This is a genomic window from Pseudobutyrivibrio xylanivorans DSM 14809, from assembly GCF_900141825.1.
In the GTDB taxonomy this organism is placed as follows: domain Bacteria; phylum Bacillota; class Clostridia; order Lachnospirales; family Lachnospiraceae; genus Pseudobutyrivibrio; species Pseudobutyrivibrio xylanivorans.
Genome location: NZ_FQYQ01000001.1, coordinates 349,035 through 374,754, shown reverse-complemented (window position 1 = coordinate 374,754; position 25,720 = coordinate 349,035). Strand labels below are relative to the sequence as shown.

At 38.7% G+C, this 25,720-nt stretch carries 25 protein-coding genes; 2 read left to right on the top strand and 23 right to left on the bottom strand.

Translation table 11 applies throughout. The annotated features are described in order from the left end of the window. Positions 1-76: 76 nt before the first annotated feature. The 7 genes from BUA88_RS01685 to BUA88_RS01655 form a co-directional block, all read right to left on the bottom strand. Positions 77-1,090, bottom strand: a complete 1,014-nt coding sequence (locus tag BUA88_RS01685) for a LacI family DNA-binding transcriptional regulator (protein WP_072911624.1) — start codon at positions 1,088-1,090, stop codon at positions 77-79. Positions 1,091-1,170: 80 nt separating this feature from the next. After that, positions 1,171-3,423 (bottom strand): glycoside hydrolase family 31 protein, encoded by a 2,253-nt coding sequence (locus BUA88_RS01680; protein WP_072911619.1) that lies wholly within the window; start codon positions 3,421-3,423, stop codon positions 1,171-1,173. Between the two features lie 176 nt (positions 3,424-3,599). Continuing rightward, the gene (locus BUA88_RS01675; RefSeq protein ID WP_072911614.1) at positions 3,600-5,369 is read right to left on the bottom strand and encodes a methyl-accepting chemotaxis protein; all 1,770 of its coding nucleotides are present in this window, start codon (positions 5,367-5,369) and stop codon (positions 3,600-3,602) included. 17 nt (positions 5,370-5,386) lie between these two features. Beyond that, positions 5,387-6,694 (bottom strand): ABC transporter substrate-binding protein, encoded by a 1,308-nt coding sequence (locus BUA88_RS01670; protein WP_072911608.1) that lies wholly within the window; start codon positions 6,692-6,694, stop codon positions 5,387-5,389. Positions 6,695-6,869: 175 nt separating this feature from the next. Beyond that, a complete protein-coding gene (locus tag BUA88_RS01665) occupies positions 6,870-7,718 on the bottom strand; it encodes a carbohydrate ABC transporter permease (RefSeq protein ID WP_072911603.1) in 849 nt (282 codons plus the stop codon). A gap of 2 nt (positions 7,719-7,720) precedes the next feature. Next, positions 7,721-8,683, bottom strand: a complete 963-nt coding sequence (locus BUA88_RS01660) for a carbohydrate ABC transporter permease (RefSeq protein WP_072911598.1) — start codon at positions 8,681-8,683, stop codon at positions 7,721-7,723. An 89-nt stretch (positions 8,684-8,772) separates the two neighbouring features. Beyond that, positions 8,773-10,182 (bottom strand): ABC transporter substrate-binding protein, encoded by a 1,410-nt coding sequence (locus BUA88_RS01655; RefSeq protein WP_072911593.1) that lies wholly within the window; start codon positions 10,180-10,182, stop codon positions 8,773-8,775. Positions 10,183-10,354: 172 nt separating this feature from the next. Between BUA88_RS01655 and BUA88_RS01650 the strand changes: the two genes are divergently transcribed. Further along, a complete protein-coding gene (locus BUA88_RS01650) occupies positions 10,355-11,140 on the top strand; it encodes a helix-turn-helix domain-containing protein (protein WP_072911589.1) in 786 nt (261 codons plus the stop codon). 7 nt (positions 11,141-11,147) lie between these two features. On the opposite strand, the gene BUA88_RS01645 is transcribed toward BUA88_RS01650, so the two are convergent. Next, positions 11,148-13,862, bottom strand: coding sequence for a GH36-type glycosyl hydrolase domain-containing protein (locus BUA88_RS01645; protein ID WP_072911584.1), 2,715 nt, complete (start codon positions 13,860-13,862; stop codon positions 11,148-11,150). Positions 13,863-14,001: 139 nt separating this feature from the next. Then, on the bottom strand, positions 14,002-14,646 hold the full coding sequence (locus BUA88_RS01640) for a type I phosphoribosyltransferase (RefSeq protein WP_072911579.1): 645 nt from the start codon (positions 14,644-14,646) through the stop codon (positions 14,002-14,004). A 160-nt stretch (positions 14,647-14,806) separates the two neighbouring features. On the opposite strand from BUA88_RS01640, the gene BUA88_RS01635 reads away from it, so the two are divergent. After that, entirely contained in the window at positions 14,807-16,093 is a 1,287-nt protein-coding gene (locus BUA88_RS01635) for a GGDEF domain-containing protein (protein ID WP_072911574.1), read from the top strand. Positions 16,094-16,213: 120 nt separating this feature from the next. On the opposite strand, the gene BUA88_RS01630 is transcribed toward BUA88_RS01635, so the two are convergent. From BUA88_RS01630 to BUA88_RS01565, 14 genes are all read right to left on the bottom strand, one after another. After that, positions 16,214-16,459 carry a DUF1653 domain-containing protein gene (locus BUA88_RS01630; RefSeq protein ID WP_028246520.1) on the bottom strand — a complete coding sequence of 82 codons (246 nt, stop codon included), beginning with the start codon at positions 16,457-16,459 and terminating at the stop codon, positions 16,214-16,216. Between the two features lie 20 nt (positions 16,460-16,479). Next, positions 16,480-17,421 carry a damage-control phosphatase ARMT1 family protein gene (locus BUA88_RS01625; protein ID WP_083572340.1) on the bottom strand — a complete coding sequence of 314 codons (942 nt, stop codon included), beginning with the start codon at positions 17,419-17,421 and terminating at the stop codon, positions 16,480-16,482. Continuing rightward, the gene (locus tag BUA88_RS01620; RefSeq protein ID WP_072911569.1) at positions 17,414-18,064 is read right to left on the bottom strand and encodes a flavodoxin family protein; all 651 of its coding nucleotides are present in this window, start codon (positions 18,062-18,064) and stop codon (positions 17,414-17,416) included. The genes BUA88_RS01625 and BUA88_RS01620 overlap by 8 nt, the downstream gene beginning before the upstream one ends. Next, entirely contained in the window at positions 18,052-18,558 is a 507-nt protein-coding gene (locus tag BUA88_RS01615) for a flavodoxin family protein (protein WP_072911564.1), read from the bottom strand. Before BUA88_RS01615 ends, BUA88_RS01620 begins: the two co-directional genes overlap by 13 nt. A 47-nt stretch (positions 18,559-18,605) precedes the next feature. Next, complete coding sequence (locus BUA88_RS01610; RefSeq protein WP_072911559.1) at positions 18,606-19,214, bottom strand: helix-turn-helix domain-containing protein; 609 nt, start codon at positions 19,212-19,214, stop codon at positions 18,606-18,608. Between the two features lie 280 nt (positions 19,215-19,494). Continuing rightward, entirely contained in the window at positions 19,495-19,686 is a 192-nt protein-coding gene (locus BUA88_RS16435) for a GNAT family N-acetyltransferase (RefSeq protein WP_072911552.1), read from the bottom strand. Next, on the bottom strand, positions 19,683-20,342 hold the full coding sequence (locus tag BUA88_RS01600) for a CatA-like O-acetyltransferase, family 3 (RefSeq protein WP_072911546.1): 660 nt from the start codon (positions 20,340-20,342) through the stop codon (positions 19,683-19,685). The genes BUA88_RS16435 and BUA88_RS01600 overlap by 4 nt, the downstream gene beginning before the upstream one ends. Positions 20,343-20,367: 25 nt before the next feature. Further along, positions 20,368-21,057: an aspartate/glutamate racemase family protein gene (locus tag BUA88_RS01595; RefSeq protein ID WP_072911541.1), complete on the bottom strand. Its 690-nt coding sequence runs from the start codon at positions 21,055-21,057 to the stop codon at positions 20,368-20,370. 25 nt (positions 21,058-21,082) lie between these two features. Next, positions 21,083-22,138, bottom strand: coding sequence for an alpha/beta hydrolase (locus tag BUA88_RS01590; protein ID WP_072911536.1), 1,056 nt, complete (start codon positions 22,136-22,138; stop codon positions 21,083-21,085). Between the two features lie 47 nt (positions 22,139-22,185). Continuing rightward, positions 22,186-22,461, bottom strand: coding sequence for a hypothetical protein (locus BUA88_RS01585; protein WP_072911533.1), 276 nt, complete (start codon positions 22,459-22,461; stop codon positions 22,186-22,188). Positions 22,462-22,482: 21 nt separating this feature from the next. After that, positions 22,483-22,914 (bottom strand): P-loop NTPase family protein, encoded by a 432-nt coding sequence (locus BUA88_RS01580; RefSeq protein ID WP_143151381.1) that lies wholly within the window; start codon positions 22,912-22,914, stop codon positions 22,483-22,485. After that, positions 22,835-23,092, bottom strand: coding sequence for a hypothetical protein (locus tag BUA88_RS01575; RefSeq protein ID WP_072911524.1), 258 nt, complete (start codon positions 23,090-23,092; stop codon positions 22,835-22,837). Before BUA88_RS01575 ends, BUA88_RS01580 begins: the two co-directional genes overlap by 80 nt. 472 nt (positions 23,093-23,564) lie before the next feature. Then, the gene (locus BUA88_RS01570; RefSeq protein ID WP_072911518.1) at positions 23,565-24,329 is read right to left on the bottom strand and encodes a zinc ribbon domain-containing protein; all 765 of its coding nucleotides are present in this window, start codon (positions 24,327-24,329) and stop codon (positions 23,565-23,567) included. A gap of 72 nt (positions 24,330-24,401) precedes the next feature. Next, entirely contained in the window at positions 24,402-25,712 is a 1,311-nt protein-coding gene (locus tag BUA88_RS01565) for an ABC transporter substrate-binding protein (protein ID WP_072911513.1), read from the bottom strand. Positions 25,713-25,720: the final 8 nt, after the last annotated feature.

Sequence of the window (25,720 nt, the reverse complement as noted above, 5' to 3'; positions counted from 1 at the left end):
GGCTAAAAAATACAAAAAAGGCTTCCCCAAAAATGGGAAGCCTTACACCTCATCCGTCAGCTGCGCTGACTCTTTTTTATTCACTTATATCTTTAACTGACTGGCGTTCTATCAGCTGTACCGGCAGATGCAGATCCTCTCCGCCATCCTTTTGGCCCTCAAGAATCCTGAACATTCCTTCCACAGCTGCTTTGGCCTTTGCAGCAAAATCCTGAGAGATTGTAGTAAGCTTAGGTGTCATAAATTCACACTCGGGTAAATTATCAAAACCTACCACGGAAATATCCTCCGGCACCTTAAGGCCGCATTGCTTTATTCCTTCTACTACACCAAAGGCAACAACGTCAGACATAGTAGCTACGGCAGTGTATTTCTTCTTTGCCAGCATCACATCCAGGCCTACACTTACTGCATTTTTGTAAATAGTATCTACCTTGAAAACATCATCCTCAGTAAAATCTATATCAAGCTCCTTCAGGGCTGCAGTAAAGCCCAGATATCGCTCTCTTACTACTCCTGCCTCATGATAGTCAGGGCAGACTAAAGCTATATTTCTATGCCCTTTTCCAGCAAGATATCTGGCAGAAAGATAACCACCCCTGTAGTCATCTAGACCAACATTAACTGTATCCTTGATGTCTGAATAGGTATCAAGAAATACTACAGGCGCACCCAGCGCGTCCTGTATTTCTGCCACGTCCTTTTCCATTACTCCAAGAAAGAAGGCTCCATCCACATTCCAAGACGAAAGTAATGGTATTACCGCCCTACAATCTGGAACACATCTTAACATCAGATAATAATCCCTGTTTCTTACAAAACGCTCGATGGCAGCCACCATGCGGGCATAGTATGGGTTCATGAGGAAATCATCCTCAGCCCCGATATATGGAACCACCAGGCCCAGAATCTTACTCTCCTTTTTAGCCAGAGAGCGGGCCATGGCATTTGGCTTATAGTCTACTTCTTTGATGATTTTTTCTATTTTTTCTTTGGTTTCCTGAGAAACCTTGCTATTGTTACCATTTAGAACATTTGACACTGTAGCGGTACTAACCCCGGCAAGTGCCGCAATATCTTTTAAATTCATCTTTATTCCCCATTCTTAGATTAAGCGATTAACCACTAATAACTATAAGCCTTTTGCCAATTGATTGTCAATTAATTCACCTACATTAACTCAAGCAAAGCATCCTTAACCATAAGGTTAATATTAGCACCTGAAATCCACTGCTTTAGCTCATCCATAGACTTACAGCTTCTGACTGCATCAAAGGTTCTCTCCTTTTCCAAGATATCCATCCAGCCATTCTCAAGGATAGAAAAAGCTGCTTGCTCAATATCATTTTCCTCTTTAAGCCTTCCTTCAATCTCCCAAATATAATCCTGCTGAACTGGAATCTCAGGAGTAATATGGTTCTCCACTTTTCCTTCCAGACCAATAACCTGGATTTCGTATATACGTTTTTCTGGAATAAGTGCAAGATTGCCCTCTGCCCCATGGATAACTACACGAGTGACATTCCTATCACTAATATATTCAGTGGTAAATCTTGTGGTTACAAAATCTCCATTTTCAAAGTTCTTGCTGCAACCATCATCCTCAAACATGGTAAACTCACCATTTTCTCCAGCACCGATAAGAAGTTTAATGTTTACTGGATTACTTACATCATTTCCAACATTCAATGATAATGGCACTATTCCACCAGCCTTAATAAGAACTGGAATGGAATCAATTGTTCTGTAAAGATTTCTTCTGCCTTCTGTATATCTGTAGCCTGTGAAAATATCGAACCAGACGCCCTCTGGAATAAGCATATTAGCCTTTGCCATTCTAAGCTTCTCATCAGACTTTTCAGTAATATTTCCTACCAAAAGATTGTCCCCAAAGAAGTATTCGTTACCTACTTCATAGGCATCCTTTTTATCGCTTATACGATAATACATTGGTTCTATAAGCATTTGCCCATCAGTGTACATCTTGTAATTCATTGAATAGATATATGGAATCAGCTGATGGCGTAGGCGCATGAATTCACCCATTACTCTTCTGTAAGGCTCAGATACATTCCAAGGCTCCTTGTTAAAGAATGGACTACAGCTGCTGTGAAGTCTCATAATCGGAGAGAATACACCAAACTGAATCCATCTGATTAAACGCTCCTCATCCTTATTTCCCATCATGTGACCACCTATATCGTGGCTCCACCAACCATAACCGATATTTGATGAAACAGCAGTAAAATATGGTTGGAAATCCAAACTCTTCCAGGTAGCTACAGTATCGCCTGAAAATCCCACAGGATATCTGTGACTTCCCACACCGCCATAACGAGAGAAAATCATTCCACGGCGATTATCCCTGTTTGAATCTTCGTAATGATAGTGATTTAAAAGGAATAAAGGATCCACAGCATTTTCTTCACCTGTTCCCTGCTGCCAGTCAATCCACCAGAAATCTACTCCATCATCCTCGTAAGGATCCATCACAATATCAAAATAAGCTTTTCTAAATTCAGCATTTGAAAAATCAAATTCAATAGGTCTTTCACTGGCAGCATCAACTCCCAGTCTTTTAGCCATTTTTTCATACATTGACTCAAATGCTCTGATTCCATCTGCTGGATGTAAATTAAGTGTTGTTGCAAGTCCCCTTTCTTTTAGCCCCCTCAAAAAGCCTTTATAATCCGGGAATAAATCCTTGTTCCAGGTATATCCTGTCCAGCCTGTTCCGTACTTTGGATCAACATCTGTAACATGCCAATCCATATCCAAAACAGCCACGGAAACAGGAATGTTTTCTTGCTCCATTTTATCTAAAAGCTGATTATACTCCTCTGCAGAATAGGCATAATAACGGCTCCACCAATTACCAAGAGCGTATCTTGGAAGCATAGGAGTCTTTCCGCAAAGAGTGAAGAAATCCTTTAATCCTCCTCTGTAATCTTTTCCATATCCAAAGAAATATAAATCCTGGCATTTCCTTCCTCTTGCTACAAACTCTCCGTCAACAAGCAGAGCACTTTCACTGTCATCCAATACAGCAAAGCCTTTTTCTCCGAAAATACCATAATCGAGAACAATTCCACCGTCTGCGTTATCTAGTGTACGGGCAGCACCATAAAGGTTTTTGTCTGAATTTCCATAAACGATGCTATAATGCCAAACCTCACCACTTTCCTTTAGCTCTATCGTCAATCCATCTGGTGAGAATTCTTTGCCATCGTATCTAAAAATCAAATCATCTGTCTCTAAAATCAGGAGTCCATCCTTGTGAAGGGTTGTGTACTCCACCTTTGGAAATGCTCTATTTACCACCATTTGAGTTGGGGCATCCACAAAATCATAATCTGCCTGATACTCCATTCGAATTAGCCTGCTGGTAAGCACCGTTATTCTATATTTATTTCCAATTGTCATTGTCGACCTCTCTCTACTACATATACTTATTTATTACAGAGCTCGAACCTTTTGTTGGAGATAAAACGAGATAAAAAAGAATTTTAGACAACAAAAGGTTTTCGCCATAATAAGCGAAAACCTTTTAACCCATGTCCGTATTATACGTTGCACCAAATCTAATTGCAACTATTATTTTACAGAGATGTAAATTTCTGAGTTGTATCGTTCAGCTGCTCTGTAACCTCGGTATTCTTGTCCATGGCCTTGAAAATGTTCTTAATACCAGTAACAATCTCTGCTGAATTCTCTGCACTCATAGTAATTGCTGTAGAGCTTTCACGAACGGAATTTGTAATTGTATCTACAGAATCAACCATATCCTTCATAATTACATTAAGGCTTTCTGCCTTCTCAGTAAATTCTGTAAGCATCTCGTTCATAACCTCTGCAGTATGTCCATACTTCTCGCCAGTATCAACGAACTCATCATAATCTCCGATTACAGTTCCATTGATGAAATTAAGAACCTCTTCTGCACTGGAAGCCAAAGTCTTAACTGCCGCTGTAACTTCACTGGCTATCTCCTGAATAGTAGCTGCGGTCTGTCTTGAATTAGCAGCAAGCTTACTAATCTCATCAGCAACAACTGCGAAGCCCTTTCCTGCCTCACCAGCTCTAGCTGCCTCAATAGAAGCATTAAGAGCAAGAAGATTTGTCTGGCTGGCAATGTCCAAAATATCATTTGTAAGATCACTAATCTGATCAACTTTCTCTGAATCCTTAACTGACTTTTCAAGTGTCTCTGAAAGATTTGCCATCTTAATGCCTACATCTGACTTCTTGGTATTAACCTTAATCTGAAGCTCATCTGCCTCAGTCTTAATTTCGTTTGCTGTCTGCGAGCCTTCCTCAGCCTGATTTGTAATCTTCTCAGCAGCTTCCTTAACATCCTCTACACTCTGATTAATAGATGCAAGAATGCCAACTACAGATTCCATGTTAGCTGAAAGCTCCTCAAGAGCTGCAGAAGAACTTGTTACGTTGTCATCTGCAATTTGAAGCTGCGAATTAACCTCCTCAGAGCTTTCTGTAAGGACAACTGTACCGTCCTTAACATCCTTCATAATTCCCTGAAGTGTCTCAATAAAATGATTTATACCATTCTTGATATAAAGAAGCTCTGATCTGGTCTTTGTATTAATTCTTGCTGTAAGATCGCCCTGTCCCCTTTGGATGTTATCGATAATATCATTTACCTCAGCACTCATAGACTTGATTCGTGCAACTACACTTCTATAGGTCATGAGGAAGTTGAAGATAATAAGTAAAATGAAAATACCAATACCGATTGCAGCTATAATATTTCCTCTCTTGAGAAGGTAATTCATATTAGCCTTGGTATTTGAAGAGTTTTCTTCGATTGCCTCATCCAAAATCTCTGTTGAATGGATAATAGCAACCTTCTGAATCTCTGCCTTATCAAAGAGTATCGCATATGCGTTAGCCTGATCTCCAGCATCACACTTCTCGATTGCCTTATCAATAAATGAGCACATTCTGTCGTACTGAGCTTCAATTTCCTGAAGCTGTGCTGCTGCGTCCTCATTGCTGTATGCGGCAAAATCTGTGGTCAGCTGTGAAATATCCTCTGCTATTGTAGACTTAGCCACTTCTATCTGAGGCAACAATGCTTCCTGTGTTTCTGCTGAGCCTGATGCTATATAACCAGTTACCTGATCATAAAGAGACATAATATCTGTTTTCAGCTTTGCATCATGTGTAGTCAGATTCATCATTGAATCAAACATCTCAACACTGGTGCTTGTAGAGGTGTTCATTGATGTCATGATCATAACCATAACTATCAAAAATGCTATAAGCATACCAATATTTAAGAGAGATATCTGTACAACTATTGAATGAATTCCGCCTACTTTTACGTCTCCGTTATCCTTCTTACTCATAACAAACACCCCCCTTCCTATAATTTAGCGTACCATTCTTCAATGGTACGATTGAACTCATCCCTAAAGCCTTCCGCAGTAAGCTCTCCATTTGCATATCTATAATAGCTGTAGCAGAAGCCTCCTTCTCCGTTACCAATACCTTCAGGCAGGTTCATCCAATGCCAGTTGGAGGTTTTTCCTGACGCAATGTAGTCTGAAATAGTCTGTGCGAATGGATCTGAAGCCACATACTTGCAATCTGTAAATGGGCTTACACAACCTGCTGATTCTACCAAAATCTTCTGGCCTGCATCCTCTGAACACCACTGAAGAAACGCCTCAGATGCTGCCACATTTCCTTCCTTGAATACTGCCCACCATGAAGGTGCCGCTGTAAGTATTGTCTCCATTCCATCCTCAAATGCATATGGAACCATTCCTACCTTGAAGCTTCCTGCGGCTGCATAAGCTTCAGAAGAGGCAAGAGATGCACCAATCCATGAACCCTGTGTGATAAATGCGTACTTTCCAGCTGCGAAATTTGCAACCTGATCATCGTAAATACCAGTTGTTAAAAGCTCTGGGTCAGAGTATTGATTAAACAAACCTATCATATTTGCAAAATTTAGGAATCTGGAATCATCCACCTTCTTATCATTTGCAATCATATCGATGTAGGTTGTATCATCACGTGCCAATCCAGAATCTATATATGCGCCAGTAATATGGTTACCAGCTGACCAGCCTAAATTAACTGGCTCTGCACAATAACCAATTACTGCTTTAAGTCCTAATGCATCCTTATTAGCAGCTACTGCTTCGAAAGCTGCACGAAGAGCATCTGGTCCTGTGATAGACGCTGGGTCAACACCGCACTTCTCTAAAATGTCAGCATTATATGCCAATCCGATAGCCTCTGTAGTATAAGGGAAGCCCAGAGTTCCATATGTACTGTCTACATAGGCGGCCTCTGTTCTCTTTGCCCAGTCCTGATCGCTCATATCTACAAGCAGACCTTCCCAATTACCAAAGCCCGATGCCTCGCAGGCAATAATATCTGGCATCTGGTCAGACAGATAATATCCCTTTAATGTTGCCTGTGCATCAACACCAGCTGGGACATTAATCACCTTTACCTCCACGCCAGTGGCTGCCTGATAAGCCTTAGCAAGCTCTTCAACCTGAGAATTAATCTCACTTTTGATGTTTACCATCGTAATTGAGCCACCAGCAGATGTATCACCAGTATCACCACTTGCTGCCTCTTCCTGCTTTCCACAACCACCCAAAACAGTGGCCATAACCAGGAACAAGCACATCCACACACTAATCTGCTTTCTCATAAGTTTTCCCCTCCTGCCCTATTAGTAAGCATATGTCTACCCAATTAGTATACGGAACATAGATTAAAAAACTGTGAATTATCTATTATATTTCACAGTTTTAGAGAATATTATCTGATAATTATCCTAGACAAAAAAAGAGCCTCCTTTCGGAGACTCAATAATTAAAGGAGCACTATTCCTTTACACCACCAAGAGCAACACCAGCAATGATGAATTTTGAAAGGAATAAGTACGCGATGATAATAGGTACGATTGCAACAGTAATCATCATGTAAACCTTACCCATATCGAAGTTCATATAATCAGCACCACGAAGAGTAGCAATAAGAATAGGTACTGTAGCCTTCTCCTTTGACTGGAGAATAAGTGCTGGAACAAAGTAGTTATTCCATGAACCTACGAATGTGAAGATAGCCTGTACTGCAACAGCTGGCTTCATGATAGGGAAGATAATTCTGTTGAATATCTTCATTTCAGAGCAACCATCAATTCTTGCAGCCTCAACAAGTGAAAGCTGAAGATTTGACTGAAGGTAGCTGTACATGAAATAGAAAACAGCTGGACTTGCAATCGAAGGTAAAATAAGTGGGATTAATGTATCGTATAATCCCATATTTGTAATAAGACGAAGGAAACCAAGTGCTGTAACCTGTGTTGGCATTACAAGGATAATCATAATAAATGTAAATGCCACCTTCTTAAGCTTAAAGTCATATACATAAAGACCATATGCTGTAAGAGCTGAGAAGTATGTACAGATTGCAGCGCAAAGGCTGGATACGATAATACTGTTTCCGATACCCTTCATCATTGGGAATGTACCGTCATTAGCAACTGCGTTAAAGTTCTTACCGAAGTAATCCTTTGGAAGAGCTGAGAAGCCCTTCTGTAAATCTGCATGTGAACATGTAGAGTTAATAATCAAAATGTAGAAGAAGAATAAACACATAAAGGCAAGGATAATTAAAACCAAATGTGCAATGAAGCTTCTAGCTACTCCTGCAAAATTCTTTCTTGCCATTATTAGTTTCCTCCTTTCAAACCTTTCATTCTCTTCTTTGCAGCTTTCTTTTCTGCCTTAGCATCATTGTCCTGTCCGTTTACCATCTTATAAACAACAAGGCAAAGAATACCGCTGACAATAAACAGATAAACTGAAAGTGCACCTGCGCGGCCATAATCTGGAGCACGAAGTAAGTTGTTGAGCCACATAATAAGTGTGTAGCTTGTTCTGTTTGGATTTCCCTGTCCGTTTGTAAGGATCTGAGGAACGTCAAACATCTGAAGACCACCGATAAGTGATGTTATAAGTGTGTAAGTTAAAATAGGTCTGATAAGTGGTAATGTAATATGGAAGAATGACTGTCTAGGTGTGCAGCCATCGATTGATGCAGCCTCAAAAATATCTGGGCTGATACCCATAATTGCTGCCATAAGCATGATTGTTGTATTACCAAACCACATAAGGAAGTTCATAAGTGCAATAAGAAGTCTTGTTCCTACTGGTGTACCCATGAAGTCGATTGGTCCATTTACAATTCCAAGACCTGTAAGAATATTGTTTACAGGGCCTGATGTTGAAAACAGAGTAAAGAACAACATTGCAAACGCTGATGCCATAATAAGATTTGGTAAATATATCACCACCTTGAAGAACTGTTCACAACGGATTTTAAGTCGTACATCTACAAACCATGAAGCAAGTAAAAGTGCGATGATAATCTGTGGAACAAATCCAATAATCCAAAGAGTAAAGGTATTTCCCATATATGTAAAGAAATCCGTACCCATCACATTGATATAGTTATCAAATCCCACGAAACTTGGTCCTACAATACGAAGACCAGAGCGGTAATATTCATAAAAACTATACCTAATCGTGTCTAACAGTGGTATCAATGAAAAAATGAAATAAGTCACAAAGAAAGGCAATATGAAAAGGTAGCCATACTTTGATCGGCTTATACTTTTTGCTTTTTTCATAATGTATATCTCCTTAAAAATTCGGGGCAGACTTAAGCCTGCCCCATATATATTTGGGATGAATAGAGAAAGCTAAATTAAACTAGGTAATTCTATTCTGGCCAGTTAACAGCTGTGATATCTGGATATCTCTCCATGATAGCCTTTTCGAAGTTAGCCTTAGCTGTTTCGAAATCAACCTGTCCCTGGAAGTAATCACCAAATGAGCTCTGGATAAGCTCTACGCAACCCTGATCATATGGTGAAAGTGTTGTCATCTCGATAGATGCAGCTGCTGGCTGGAAGTACTTGAATGGATTCTCACCACCAAGGAACTCAGCTCCGAAGCTCTCATCCTCTGCGATTTCCTTCATACCAGACTGTGTATTTGTGAAATCAAGATAATCCTTTGTAATCTTCATAAGGTTATCCTTGTTTGCTGTAACTGCAAGGATGATTTCCTTAACGTGCTCTGGGTTATCTGTACCAGCACAACCGTGAACGAAAGAACCACCCCAGTTGAATGCCTGAGGACCATCTGTAACAGCCCACTCACCTGCTTCGCCATCCCAGTTTGGATTAAGTACGAAATCGATACCCCAAGCTGGAAGTAAGAAACCAAATACCTTTGAAGCAGAACCCATTGACTTGTTCCAATCATCTGTCCACTGGCCCTTGATGTTCTTATCAAGAAGACCTGCATCAAGCCAATCCTTTGAATCGTTGATCCAGTTGATGATCTGTGGATCTACGTTAATCTCTGTTGAACCTTCCTCAACCCATGGAGCTGAAATGCTGTTTCCATAAGCACGGAATGTATCTGCATAACCTGCAAGTGTGAAGTAACCCTTAGCCTTAAGCTCTTCGCCTGAAGCCTTCATTGTTGCCCAATCAGCAACCTTTGCGTGAATCTCGTCTGGATCATCTGTTCCGAAAGTATCCTGTGCGATGTCTCTACGATAAACGAAAAGACATGGGCAAGCCTGCCATGTAGAACCTCTCTGTACACCATTAGCATCAGAAGCAACTGTCTTTGTGAAATCATACTGATCAGCTAAATCTGTTGCTGGGTCAATGCCGAGGTCTGTAAGTGGAATTGCTACATCTGCCTCAGCGTCTGTATACTTAACAACATAATCTGTCTCTGAAAGGAACATATCAATCTTGTCATCATCAGCTGCTGTTGCCTGATTTAAAAGACCCTCATCAAGCTTTGACTGATATACACCGTCCTGGTTAGGATTTACTGTCCAGTGAATCTCTGTTCCATCTGTAAGGTATGTGATTGTTCCATCGTCAGATGTGTGATCAACCTTGTCATAAACTGCCTCAACTCTTGTTCTGAACTCATCGTTCCAGCAGTAAATGTTGATTACCTTTCCTTCTTCGCCTGCTGCAACATAACTGCTGTCTGCACCAGCATCTGCTGCACCGCTGCCCGCACCAGCCGCGTCTCCCCCGCAAGCTGTAAGTCCTGCTACCATTGAAAGGCAAAGCATAAGACTAACTACTCTCTTTTTCATTACTTATTCCTCCTTAAGAAATACTACATTTGGGATTCTGATTTTTATCTCCCTTAAACGTTTACTATATTAATTTTTCGGCGATTTTTTTAATATCAAATTCATTGCGAAAATAATAAATTCATGCTATGCTTTATAAAAATTTTGTTAGGCCACCCGCGGAGGTAATGTTATGAAAGCGGAAAAAGATTTCTTTATTTACAATGTCAACGACGATGATGAAGCTATTGTTCATCGTCATCAGAATGCCGAGCTGCTATTCTATCAGCAGGTTGCAAAAGGCGATATCGACGCCATTCGTGAGAACTGTCTTAATCATGAGTTTTTAAATCAGGCTGGTGTAGGTCAGCTTTCCAAAGATCCCCTTCAGAATCTTAAATATCATTTTGTAGTTTCTGTTGCCATCATCTCACGTCTTTGTGTTGATAATGGAATGGAAATGGAAAAATCTTATAGACTAAGTGATTTTTACATCCAGCGCTTGGATGATATTACTTCTATAGAAATGATGGAGCAGCTTCACGATAAGATGGTTACTGATTATACATATAAGATGAAAATCATTCGTCAGAACGCTGGACTTTCCCGTCCTATGACAGAATGTATGAATTACATCTATTCACATTTAAAGGATCGTATCACCGTAAAGGATCTCGCTGAGTACACTAGCAACTCAGCCAGCTATATTTCTCGTCTTTTCAAAGAGGAATTAGGTGTTTCCACCAGCGATTATATTAGAAATGCGAAATTGGAAGCTTCAAAGAATCTTCTTAGATATAGCGATTACTCTCTTGTTGATATAGCAAATTATTTTTCATTTACATCTCAAAGTCATTTCTGCCAGCTCTTCCAAAAAGAAACTGGCCTTACACCAAAAAAGTACCGTGAAAAATATTACGGTACTCATTGGAAAGGAACTGCGGGGGACATAATGGATTATATCCCCCATGAAGAATGAAGATTTGTTATCCTAAAGTCACGATAATGCTATTGTGTTTTGGTAGGTTATCAATAACATCTCGCGAGATAGTAACCTTAGTTTCATCAAAGGCGAGCTGGCCATCGTTAAGGCTGGCCGCCTTTATTTTATATGTACCATGCTGGAGCTTTGATGAATTCGCATATACGATATCAAATCTCTTATCAGCAAAGTTCAAACTGATCTTAGCCTCACCGGCTTCATCAAACTGTTCTTTTAATAGCGCAGGTGCAAGAACAAGATTTCCTGCCTCACCCTTTACACCAAACACTTCGGTAATCATAGTTAATAAATACCATGATGCCGCCCCAGTCAGGTATGGATATTTGCCTCGTCCCTTAGCATCAAAATACTCAGGGATTCCTGGATACATGTGACTTACATTGAAATTCATTGATGCTTCAGAAAGAGCATTAAGTGCTTTGTAACCTTCCTTAGCAAAGCCTCTTCTATACAATGCATTTGAATACATAACAGCCATATGTGAAAATACCGCGCCATTTTCTTTCTCCCCGTAAGCAAAGCCGAACATTCTTCCAAGGTCTCCCTTAAGTTCATGGAAGTCAGTATTAAGTCTGTAGCCTCCAATCTCTTCCTTGTACAGATATCTATCTGCAGCCTTACTTATATATTCTATCTGTTCGTCAGTTGCCACATTACCCATAATTGCAAATACCTGACCTGTCAGCATCATGCGAGTTTTTTTATCATCGCTGTCGTAACATTCTACCCTACGGCAGCTGTCATCATAATAGCTGTTGAACCATCCCTGGCCCTCGTCACCTGAAATCCATTCCTGTTTATTCAGATGCTCTGTGAACCACTCTGACATTTCCATAAGCTTAGAAACCAATGTAGATACTGGAATTGAAATCTGCTTGCCGGAAATATCTCCTTCAACAAGCTTGCAATAATTATTTAAAAGCTCTGTTTTCTCTGTTACAGATTCGTATATCTGAACATAAGAATCCAAAAGAATATTTAGCTCAGATGCAATTGAAACAGTGTCGATGCCTGTATTCATTGCATACTCCTGAATCAGTATAGAAAGATCTTTGAGATTTCCTGCATATGCATATGAGAATGCAACTGACTCACCATTATGTGATGCCATATCAAGAGCATCGTTCCAGTCAGCTCCGCGAAGCTTTAATGTATTATGCTCTCCCACCTCGTAGAATGCACAGAGATTCTGAACAAGAAGGTGCTCGATAATAGAGCCCTCGTAAACCTTGCCATCTTCACTGTACTGGTGGTTGCCCTCTGTCTCAAACTTCTTATCTATGAGATTTCCTCTGTGTACGATGGAATCCTTAAAGTAAGGAACCTTCTCCTTGAGAATCTCATAATCTCCAGACTGATGGATGTATAAGAGTAATGTCTTAAGTGGCCAATATGCATGGTCCATCCAAACTCTTGCGATACCATTTCTATCTGCTATAAAGTTGCCAAGACCATCTCCGATGATTGTTGCGTTGGTTCCATCCATTCTGACACCACCAAAGTTTGCAACAAGCATTTTTCTTACATCATCTGGCTCCATGAAAAGAAGTGCTAAACAATCCTGCCATAAATCTCTCCATCCTCTTCCGCCTCTTCCATAATCATGATATGGAAGGAATGAGCAGCCATATACTCTTCTAAGGAAAGGCTGGAATGCTACCCATGCCATGAACTCATCAAATTCTTTATTGCCTGTATGAAAAGCTACGTTAACCTTGTCACTCCAATATTTCTTTGTAGCTTCAAGAGATTTTTCAACATCATCTTTTGATGCAAGCTTCTTCTTTGCAGCTTCAAACTCTGCCTCATCTTCTGCCACACCAATTAATACCGTATATACGATTTCTTCCTTTGGCTTAAGAGTAGCCTTGGCAAATTTTAAGCCACCAACTGCCTCAAGTCCGGCAAAGTTTTCCCCAGCGCTACAGCCAGCTTCCTGACGATATACACTTCTTGGCTTTGAAAAGCTACCGCCCTCACCTATAAACGACTCTACTGTTGGAAAGAATGACTCAGGCTTATTGCCATTCTCATCATATCCTATTACAAAATATGTCTTATTATTAAGTCTATGTCCCTTCTCATCGAATGACATAGTTGGTTTTACAGTAACACCATCTTCTATAGTAGAAATTCGGTGGAGCATAGATGTAACATTTCTATGATCACGAAGGTTATCCGCAGAACGTCCAAAAATTGGAATTGCTGCGATAGGGGTTATAACCTTTGTCTGGTGGTCGATATTTTTTATTGTTACTGACATGACTTCAACATTAAAATCTACAGGGACAAATGATGTAATCTCTGCCAATACACCAAAACTGCTATTAGCTCTTGTAGCTGTGTGCCACATAAAGCCAGCGGAAACAAGGCTTTCATCCTGCTCCATAGTGAATTTCTTACTCTCCTGCTCTGCAGAAGTACCAACTGCTGACCATACAGAACCATTATCCATATACAACCAGAAGTTACGGCCATTTTTATTATTGTGAAGATTCTCTACACTCACTGGCTCAAGAAGAAATGTTTCCTGATTCACCATAGCGTCACCACCAAGATTAGGTGTAACAGACGACTTTAATCCCTTCTCACCAGCTATAGGAAAATATAGGTAGCTTGTGTCTTCAGCTCTGCCGATTTTAAAGCTTCCTTTGTCATCTAAAAACTCAAACTTATCTGTATTGATTGTTTTTAACATATCATACTCCTCACAAAATTGTTTTCTTATGATGTGTCGTATTATACGCCCCACCTGTAAAAAAAGTTATCAAATTCATGATTTAATGTCAGATTTGTGAACTTAAAAAAATAAGCCACCTCAAATGAGGTGGCTCACATTATCGTAATTCCGAATATCCAAATGAATTTACAATGGCATCAATTGGTACTCCCTGCTTGCAAAGTGGGCAGTCATGAAGTGGATATGATGCGTAATTTGGAATATCCTCTTCATGGAACACAGCTGTAATATCAATACCAGCAACCTGTCGTACAGCAGAGAAAATAGCACAGGCGCCACTTATCTTTGCTCCATAATACTTAACGCATTCTGCAAGACTTTCTACAGTACGTCCTGTACTTAATGAACCAAAAAGTAGGAGTACATTTTTATCACGTACAGTTAACTGCATATTATCACGGAAAATACTCTGTCCTGTTGAGGTAAGCTCTGGTGATGTTACGTAAATAGTCTTGTGCTGATTGTAGTTTGCAACACCGGCTTTTGTAAGTTCCATAGCTAAAAATGTTCCAACAACCTCCATGTCATCGGCACATACGATTGTGTCAACGGGAGTCTGTACTGAATAATGCATGGCAAGAAGCTGGGCAACACCCTGTGCCTCGTTGCATCTGGTCTTCATTGTACCAATCTCCATATAATTAGTGATGTGCGAGTGGTTGGTAGCGAAGTGACCAGGAATAATCTTCAGTGCAACTTCTGAATTAAGTGGTGCAGGAATCTTAGTATACTCTTTTAGCATAGTAACCCCCTTTTTATTAACGCCGAATTAATAACCCCATGTACAAAATTCTTTCTAGCAAAGTTATTATATCATACACTGAAAATTAAAAGTGTGAATTTTTTATCTTCACAAAAAATTTAATTTTGTGTTGTAAAATTACTCATGATGTGGGGGTAATATGGAAATATTTAAATTCAGCGATGAAATCCAAAATGCTTATGAGAGATTACCTCATGCACTGGCAATTTATCAATTTATAGAAGATAAGGTTGTCGTCTTGGTACTCTCTGACGGATATTGCAAAACCTTTGGGTTTGAGAATCAATCTCAAGCCTATGATGCTTTGCGCAAAAATGTCTACCATAATATCGACCCTGCAGATGTTTCCAGAATTGACTCTGAAGCATATCGTTCATTGATGAATAGTGGCACCTATGACATAATTTACCGTTCACGTACAGCGGGAACAGATTCCTCTGCTAACTATAAAGTTATGCATGCAATTGGGAAATGTGTTGATATGGGTAACGACGTACATCTTGTTCATGTATGGTATACAGAAGCTGGAGATCAGGTTACTCAAAAGATTATGGATTTGCAGGAGTCTGTCTCATCACTTCTTTCAAATATGCCTGCCATGACTTTTTCAAAGGATGTTAGTACGGGAAAATACATTGCCTGCAACCAGGCCTTTGCAGACTATGCAGTTAAAGAAACACCGGAAGATGTATGTGGACTTACCGACTTTGAAATATTTGATAGAAATACCGCTCAACATTTTGTAGATGATGATAAAAAAGCCATGTCCATGGATAAGCCTTATATATTTTTCGAAGATGTTCCTGATGCTGAGGGAAATATGCGTCGCTTCCAGACTACAAAACTTAAATTCATGGATGCTTCTGGAAGAATCTGCCTGCTTGGTTTATGTCAGGATATTACCGACGCAATGACAATTAAGGAAGAATATAACAGAAAACTTGAAAATGCACAGAACAGAGCCAACATAGATGCTCTGACTGGAATTAGAAATAAGGCTGCCTATGTTGAATTTGAAAGCAAGCTAAATAAATCAATTTCTGAAAAAGGATGGGTTCAATTCGCAATTACGATATTCGATGTCAATAATCTTAAAACCATAAATGACACATTAGGCCATCAGGCTGGAGATAATTATATTTGTGAAGCATGTAAAATTATATGCACCAAATTTAAACATAGTCCTGTTTTCCGCATTGGCGGTGATGAATTCATTGCCATCTCCCAAGGGGAGGACTATGAGCACATTGATGAATTATTAAATTATTTCACCGAATCCAATCTGGAAGCAGTAAAGAAAGGCGGCATTGTTATAGCCTGTGGTATGTCCCGCTATGACAATGAAGGTAGTGTTGCACCTGTCTTCAAATCTGCTGATGAAAAGATGTATGTTAATAAGGAATACCTGAAAAAGCTACAGTCTTAATCAAGCTCTTTTTCATACTCTATAAACCAATAACCGACTTTGGTATGATATCAATAAAAAACTCAAACTGTCGGATTAGAAACCTTTTTTATCATTTATATATGAATGATATAAATTTGCCTAATGCTTTTTGCTTGCAATTTCCTGAAGTTCAAATCTATACTTCTGTTTCACTTCAGGATACTTTTCGTGATCTACTTCAGATAGAAACATCTCCTTAGGTCTGACCCATAGAGAGCCATCATCATAAAGCTTGCGATATACAACCATTTCTTCCTGTGTTTCAGAATCGCGGGCAACATCTTCCACTAAATAATAATCACCTTTAAAGTGCTTATACACTCTGTGTAATACTAATTCTTGCATTTTATTCTCCTATGTTTGTTTTATTCTTCCACAAGCATTCCTGTAAATTTAGGCACTTGAAATCTATTTATAAATAACTGGCACTTACATAAAAATGTATAGAAGGCATGACGGCCATCACCCGAAAATGACTCAAAGTTAGCCTGCCCCTTTGATAATATTACATCTGCATTATCAATTGCTTCCCTTGCCTCATCAGAAACAAGTTCATACACTGTTCCTGCCATTTTTCTTCCATTCGTAATTACCTTTGCAACCTTATCTATACCAACATAAGTGGCATCTTCCATGGTAGCATCATTTGAAACATCTTCGCCTCTAACCATTACAGTTAATTCCATATTGGGGAATCGTTTTTTCAGCTGCTCCAACATCAGCTTATCCAATACTATCTCACCGCAATTATCTGTGAGAAGTAAAAAGCTCTTTGCCTCGGCACATTGCTTACAAAATGAATGATAGACATCTATTTCATCATTTCGTATTTGCGTATTATCAAACAGCTGCAGGAACTCATCAGGATCCACATTATCAAGTACAGGAAAATCGATATAATTCCCGATTCTTGCCATAATAATAGATGTTGCAAGAGGATCTTCACTTGCCTCTATTTCTTTACGTAAATCCGATTCCATAGATAGAACCAAATCATTAAACTGCTTCTTTTCATCTTTAAAATCTGGCAGCTCTCCAATATATTTCTCATGAAGTCTATTAAACTCCATATTGAGCTCAGCGCTAGTTATATCCTCTGGTCTATTATCAAGGAGCTTTTTTATCTCAGAAAGATACTCCTTATTGTCAGTTTTAGCACATTGTCGGTCATACATACACTTTGCACAGCTATCATTTACTCGCATACCTATAAAAATTCTCCTATCTTCATCAAATTTTTCTAGCAAAACATATACCCCAATGATAGCATTAAACACTACTGCTGAAAATGTAATATTTTTATGCATAAGGCTGATATTCCAATGGTTTATCACAGCCCCACTGTTGTGCTATTTTCTGATATGCCTTTTTAGCACTTGTTTTAAACAAGAGGTCTATGAATAATCGAAGTGGTAGTGGATACATTTCAGGTCCGGTAAAGGTCTTGAATTTCTCGTCGAAGAAATCACCTTCTTCAGCAAATAACTCACCCATTTCTTTGTATGGCTCTGTGATTCTATCTCTTTCAGCTCCCTCAAATACACGGATACCAAAATTGTTTCCCTTTGTGAGGGTTCCTCCGTATGTACAGTTCAGTTTTTCTGTAAGAATCTCCAAATATTTTTCTCCTACTCTAAGCTGAGCTCCTTCTGCGAAACCGCTTTGAAGTATAAAAGATAATTTTGTATCTGAATTCTTAGAAGATAATGTTTCTAAAAACTCCAACATCAAGCCAGGTACACACTCTACAAATAAAGGTAATGCAAAAATAATGTTATCATTATTATCAAAAGCTAATCTTGCATCATCCCAAATATTTCTATCGGATAATGAATACAATTCAAATGTATTTCCTGCTTTACAGAAACCTGCTGTGAATTTTTGTAATATCTTATCAGTATTGCTATTCTTTTGAATTCTAGGACTGCCATTTATAATTACTGCATGCATGCTATTGCCTCCCTAATTTCATTAACCTCATATACGCCAAGTGGCTCACTATTCATATTTGATGCTACCTTTTTATTCCAGGTATCCAGGAACTCCTTATCTGCTTCCCCTTGGAAAATAACACCTACATCCGGTCTTGTATCATATCTCATAATATGGCGCATCAACTTATCTCTGAACTCAAGATTCATGGTAACTATTGGCATCAATCTGTCATAAATATTTTTTCCCTTATGATTAATAAATCCCAGTGCTGTATCAGATATTACCCACATTTGACCTCCCTTTGCCAACAACTTTACAATCTGCTCATAATCATCATTAATCATGCAATTTCCTGGAGTTTTAAGCCAACAATAGTTGCAACCCAAACAAGGGCTAATGTTCATAGTGTCAGCCTCAAAAATCTTATACTCCACTTTTTTCTCTTCTAAATCAGTCTGTATCAGCGCTGATATTTCTTTGTTATCTGTAGTATTAACTATCACAATCATAACTCCGCTCCTTGCTAAAATTGTTTTATGTTACATTGAAATAGTATCTATTCCCTGTTTTTGGGGGACGAAATCAAATCTTTCTGGAATAGCCCGTCCTTGTTACAGTAGAATATTATCTTTTTAACCCCAGCTATCTTAAATCTAACCTCAGGATTACCTTCTGGATAAAGCTTAATCATCTGGATTCCATCTGAAGATACTGCTGCAATAAATGAAATGTAATGATTCTTTGTCATTTCATGCTCGATGTGAACAAAGTATTCATCTTCAACTCGCTCAACTGAAATCTTATGATTTTCATCAGGCTTATCTGCATCCTCCGGTTGAAGTGTTACTCCATGGCAGGTGATAACAGATTGTCCCATGCTATGAATCACATTTCCACAAACCGGACATACATAAAATAATGACTTAAGCATATTTGCGGATACATTCACATTACTGACTGTACTTCCTGAAATAAGCTCTGTAACGGAAATACGAAATACTTCTGCTATGGGTTCAAGCAATGTTATGTCAGGATAACCTTTTCCAGTCTCCCACTTTGAAATAGCCTTATCACTGACTCCCAAAGTTTCTGCTAACTGACTCTGGGTAATCTTATTTTTTTCTCGCAGTTCCTTAATAACTGCTCCTGTAACATATTGGTTCATTATCTTTTTACCTCCTCTGATTAAAGGATAAATCAGCGGATCTGATAAGGCTACCTACTCAGAGTAGAGTTTAATTCCGATATTTAGTCTTTAGTTAGACCTCTTTTTAGGCAAACCCCTTTGTAATTACTACCTGTGACCTACTAATTGAATTAGGTAGTACATTTTTTTAGATTTTTTACTACCTATCTACGAGGAATGAATACAGGTAGTAACTTTTTACTACCTAAAAATGAAAAATCAATACAAGTAGTAATATATAAGTCAAAAATTACCACCTTCATGAAGAAAAGCTTTTCAGATAGTAAAAAATCCAATTTTTCCTACTACCTATCCCAATATGCTTCTGGTAGGTAGTAGCATATCCATTTCTGGTAAATGGTTTTGCAACATGGTAACCAATCTCCAATTTATCTTCTCCAATTGGAACCAACTGCACATATCCTATGTTTTTATCTGTCTCTATTCTCATTCCTTATTACCTCTGCAAAAAGAAGCTATTTCCTTCTCCAAAAGTCTATATACCAATGAAACTAAATAACCGTCTGCAATAGCATGATTCAACCTAACTGTCAGTGGCATCATAAATCTTCCATCCTGCTGGCTGTACTTGCCCCAATTAATAATAGGTGCAAAGTGCGGATATCCATCTGAAAGTTCAACATGTAAAGCATCATATGAAAGCCATGAAATGTATGATGCATCAAACCAATTTGGATGATTCATCATATCTAATTGATACTCTCTTGTTTCCTTTGCGTTTTCAACATCTTTTATCGCATTTACGTAGAATGTCTCATAGTTTTCATAGTAGGTGGTATAAACCGGTGTACAGGTCTCTGTATCCTCATGAAAAATGTACTGAATAGGATTCACTGTTTCATAGCAAATCAAGTCTCCACTTTCCCATAAAAATCCCATTTTATAATCGTCTCTAGAGTTTAAAACCTTTGATAACAGATACAAGAAATTAATGTAGAATCTAGTATCTGTATGCTTTGAATAATTTACAAGCTCAGTCACATCAATCTTTGCAGTAATTGATGTTGAGCACTTACAGTCCTCCATGAAATGTCGAAAGACACCATGTCTGTAATATTTTTCTTTATCAATAATTTTGTAATTCATTTTTTATTTCCCTCTTATTTCAAGTCTAGGACACAGCAAATCTTGCAGCACTCTCAGCATGAATTACAGTGGTATCAAAGATTGGAAGGACAGAATCTTCCTGTCTGATGAGACCTCCAATTTCTGTACATCCAAGAATGACTGCTTCTGCTCCCTGTGCCTTTAATTTTTCAATTATTAAAGAATAAGCATCTCTAGATTTTTCATTTATGATTCCACAGCAAAGCTCATCAAAAATAACATCATTTACAGTTTCGATGTCTTCCTCATTTGGAATCAGCACTTCAAAACCTCTATCTATTAATCTGGATTTATAGAAGTCTTCTGTCATTGTATATTTTGTTCCAAGGAGAGCCACCTTTTTGAAGCCATCTTTCTCCAACTGATCTCCTGTGGCATCAGCTATGTGAATCATTGGAACATTAACTTTCTCTTTTATGCTTGAAAACATCTTATGCATAGTGTTAGTGCAAATAAGAATGACTTCAGCACCAGCAGCCTGAAGCTTTACTGCTGCATCTGAAAGAATCTTTTCAATCTTATCCCATTCACCTGCTGACATGTAATTCTCAAGCTCACTAAACTCTACACTGAAAAGAATGATTCTGGCATTATGTAAGCCACCAAGCTCATTTCCAACATACTCATTGATTATCTTGTAATATGGGATTGTGCTTTCCCAACTCATTCCACCTATAAGTCCAATTGTTTTCATTTGTTTACTTCTCCACAAAATTTTATTATCTAATGTTTTCTATCCATTCCAGGCAATCTTTATTTAGAGTATCCAGCTGTATTCTGGCATTTACTTTCTGGAAGCCACCACTAAACATAGCTGCTAAGATTGGTGACTGTCGTGATAAGTCGCAAAGTCCCATGTGTCCCACACCCTCGTAATGGATAGTTGTGTACTGTTCGTTCGAACGCTCTAAAAATAATTTATTATTGGCATATTCGGAAAAATCAGCCTCAAAAAGATGTGGGTAGACTGAGTCTGAGTAGATGTTTAAAAGTGGCACATTATAATCTTCCTGATTAAATACGTATTTACCGTTTTCAACACCTTCAATGTCATACATGAATGGTGACTCAAGAGCTACAACACCTATCACGTCACTTCTGATTCTTGCCATAGCATAGGCTGCACTTCCGCCAAGGGAATGCCCCATAGCAACAAATTCAGTTTTACCATTTTTGTTGTTGTAATCATCCATGACAGTATTCAGGTCAGTGGTACGAATATCCATCCATTCCTTGTAAACCTCAAATGCTTCCTCTGGATTATTTTCAGGATCTAGTGATGTCATCTGCTTTATAAAAATCATACTTGGGCCTGTGCTTTTGCCATCTTCAAATACAAAAGATGCCGACTGACCGTAGTGAGCTACAGCCAATACCGTATATCCGTTACTTGCCAGCTCTCTGTACATCGACCTGTTATTATCAATAGAGCCACAAGAACCATGGGAAGCAATTACTACAGGTTTCTCCTCATCACAGTCCACTGGCTTCCATTCTCTTACCCAAAGGACTCTCTTGTCTCCACTTTCCAAATAAGGATCTACCCTGTCTTCCTCAAGCCAATATTCATTAGATGTTATTTCATACTGCCCATTGGTAGGCATTTCCCCTACAGGTGGAAAGAGGGCACAGCGCAGTGTAACCAATAAAATAAGAATAAATCCTATATTTGCCAAAATTCTAATGCCTCTTTTACCTGCAGCTTTCAGTTTTTTATTTGTAAACCCAAATGTAAGAACCTCAACCAATATTATTAAACAAATCCAAACAAACATCACTGTCTCCTTTATGTGTCATTTTGTCCTCCTAAGAGTGAAAGATTTCACGTTTCATCTTTCTCTCTGTCCACATAATTAAGAATAATATTGATTATACCCAAAATCAACCAAGTTGTACCACTAGATGTATCTCCATCTTGCATTTCTGAAATTTCAAGAATAAAGAATACCATTGCAGGAAACCAGGCAGCACAGCTGAAGGCTCTGCCTAGTTCCTTACCATCAGCCATGGCTTTAGCTTGTATACACGACATTACAATAAATAATCCGATTGCTATCCATGGAAGAGCACTTACACTAAAATCTATAAATTCTCTCATTACTTATTCCTCCAGATAATGCTACATAGCTTCAAGTGCATCACATAAGCTATCTGTATCACCAGATACTCCATCGAAAACAAACTCAACCTTCTCGTTATCAAACATTCCATGCTTTCTCTCAAGCATCATCTCCACAGGCCTAGGCAGGGTCCCATGCATCCTTTCTCTGAATCTTTCTTTTATTGTTTCTATGTCTGTTTTAACAAGAATCCTGACTGCGTTATCTGGTAAAATATCAAGCTGCTCTGGCTCTGTAACAACATAGATAATGTTATTTTCACTCTCATTTTCACTCAGCATTTTAATGAACATTTTTCTTGCCTCTGCTTCATTTTTCGCTAGTCTCAAATAATCACTACCTGTATATACCTTAGCATTTAATCGCTGATTTATTTCCTTCGCCAGTGTTGACTTCCCACTGCAATTCTCTCCTATTATTCCTAATACCATATTTAAACCTCCTTACGATTTTTTCTAAAATTCCAATTTTGTTTTCCAAGTCCAGCTCCATCTCCCACAAATCTTTCTGTGGAACGATTCTTTCAAGATTTTCACTTCTTGCCCACTCAGAAAATTGATAATACTCTTCTCGCCTCTTAGCGATTTCAAAAAAATTAATATCGTACATGATTTAATCCTCCTGCTGAGAAGGATTCATGTAGGTCCTGCCTGACCTACTACATTTTTATCACATAGAAAAAAACAGACCTAAGCATTCACGCTTTTAGTCTGTTTTTACACTGAAATTTTCAACAGAAAAATAATCTAAATCTATATTGAAAAATATATCTTATCTTTTTCAATATTAGAGCTAATCTTATTCCCATTGAAAATAAAATCCTATTATTTTCAATATAGAAGCAAATCTCTTCCCCATTGAAAATATAAGGGCATATTTTTTCAATATACTTTCAAAATCTTCTCCCATTGAAAAAAACAGCAAAAAATTTTCAATATAAATCACATACCTCAATATATTGAAAATACTGCCATTATTTTTTCAATATACGACCATTTTCTCCACCCATTGAAAATCCCATAATAAAAGCAGATCCTAATCCATTATTAGAATCTGCTTTACTCTCATTTAATATCAACAGCTATCTCTTTTTATACACCAGCAATTCCGGATTAGCGCCCTCTGCCTCGTAGGTGCAAACAAGGATGAAATCCATATTTGCAACTATTCCAAAGCAGAGCCCCGGAACAATTTCTGACTCCAGCTGATTTCCAAGGTATGTGGTTGCATCATCAAGATACTTCACTTTCATTCCGCTAGGCAGCTTATACTCTAAATTCACATAACTACCAACCAAAGCGTTCAGCTTTTCCAGCTTTGGCATGCCCTCTATGCCAAGAGCATTTATCTCATCAATCAGTTGCTTTTTAAATTCCTCAAACTGACCACCATCACTAAGCTCATCGTATTTCTTCCAGTAATTCAGCTTAGGCAGCTCAATCTTAAGATAAGAGCGAGCCTGCTCCTCAGTGAAATTTTCACCAACCATATGCTGAACACATATATCAATCAAATCATCCATATCGCTATAGGTGTAGGTGCCATCAGCGTAGCACCACTTGCAATATTCCTCATTCAGGCTTCCATCTTTATTGCGACCAATAATCTCATCCTCAAGTGGCATGCCGCAGCACTGGCAGATTAGCTTGTTTGGCGAACCAAGCAATGTATTGATTGATACATTATAAAGATTTGATAAAAGCTTCAGTGTCTCTGTATTAGGAACAGTATCTCCATTTTCCCAGCGTGATACAGCCTGTCTTGTGACAAAAACCTTTTCAGCCAGCTCATCCTGGGAAAGACCATTCTTTGTTCTAAGCTCTAATAAAACTTCCTGTGTACTCATAGATTAATACCTCCTCATAAGTTGATTGTATTATGAAGACTAATTTTAATCACGCAACTGTCTGTTGCCTCGTCATCTAATTGTATTATGTGATACTTTCTGAACTCTGCTGGCAGCCTCCTTTGGAGTTATTCGTCCATATGCCAAATCCTCAAGTGCATCACGAACAGCCAGCTTCAAATCTTCGTATCTGATTATTCTGGAGCCTGCCACATTCGTATTTGCGTTTTCAAGGATGTAATCAAGATTTTCTCTTCCATCCGCACTTAATCCCTGCACATTAAGCTCCAGATCTGTTCTGGATGGCATGTACTCAAGGTACTGATTTACAAGAAGCTCCTGCCCCTCATTGACTAAGTAATCCATCCAGCGAAATGCCGCATCCTTATTCTCAGATTCAGGATTCAAACAAAGAATTACATCAGCAGATGCTGTGACCGGAGCCACTTTTCCATCGTCATTCCAATCAATAAGGAAGATGTCGTGGTCTGCCCCTGAGCCATTAAAATTATCCTGTGTCTTCTCATCATTCATGGTATACATATTCATTGCCCATGAACCGTTGGCAAACATAGGTATACTGCCCTCACGCTGAAATTTCTCATTTACTGTATCGTAAAGAGTCATTTTGATAGCTTTATCCTGAAAAACTCCATTGCTAAAGCAATCCTGCCATATTTCAAAGGATTTTATAATAGGAGCCGATTCAAAAGATGCGTTTCCATCTATCGCATCATACAAAGCATCCCTGTCGCAGTCAGCCGCTATGGACATCCACATATCAATATTTAGCCATGAATCTTTTGCTCCCATGCCCAAAGGATACTGACCATTTTCACGAAGCCTTTGGCAGGTCATTTGCATTTCTTTATAGCTGGAAGGCACTTCACAGCCATACTCTTTTAGCATATTTACATCTGCCCACATATAGCCTGCGTATGTCTGGCCCAGTGGCAATCCGTAAATATTACCATTCTCGTCACTTACATCCTCGATACAGGAGCTATAAAACTTGCTCTTCCAGTCTGTGCCCCATGCCTTCTTGCAATATGGTGCCAGCTCTTCCTCAAACTCTCTTGATGTATCAAAATACGATCCGGTGCTAACACCAAATACATCTGGGCCATCTCCAGTCATAAGATTTACACGAAGATGCTCCTGATAATCTCCTGCACCAACAAAATTGTATTTAATTTTTATATCCGGGTTTTCTTTTTCAAACTCCTCTATGATTTTATAAATCGGACTATCAGGTCCCGTATCTGCCGGGTTCCAGGTTTGGAAAGTCACAGTCGTAACCCCACTGCCAGTTCCAAAACCACATCCTGTAAAAACCAGCGGACACATTATCATAGATAAAAGAAAACATGCTCCTTTTTTCATCTATATAT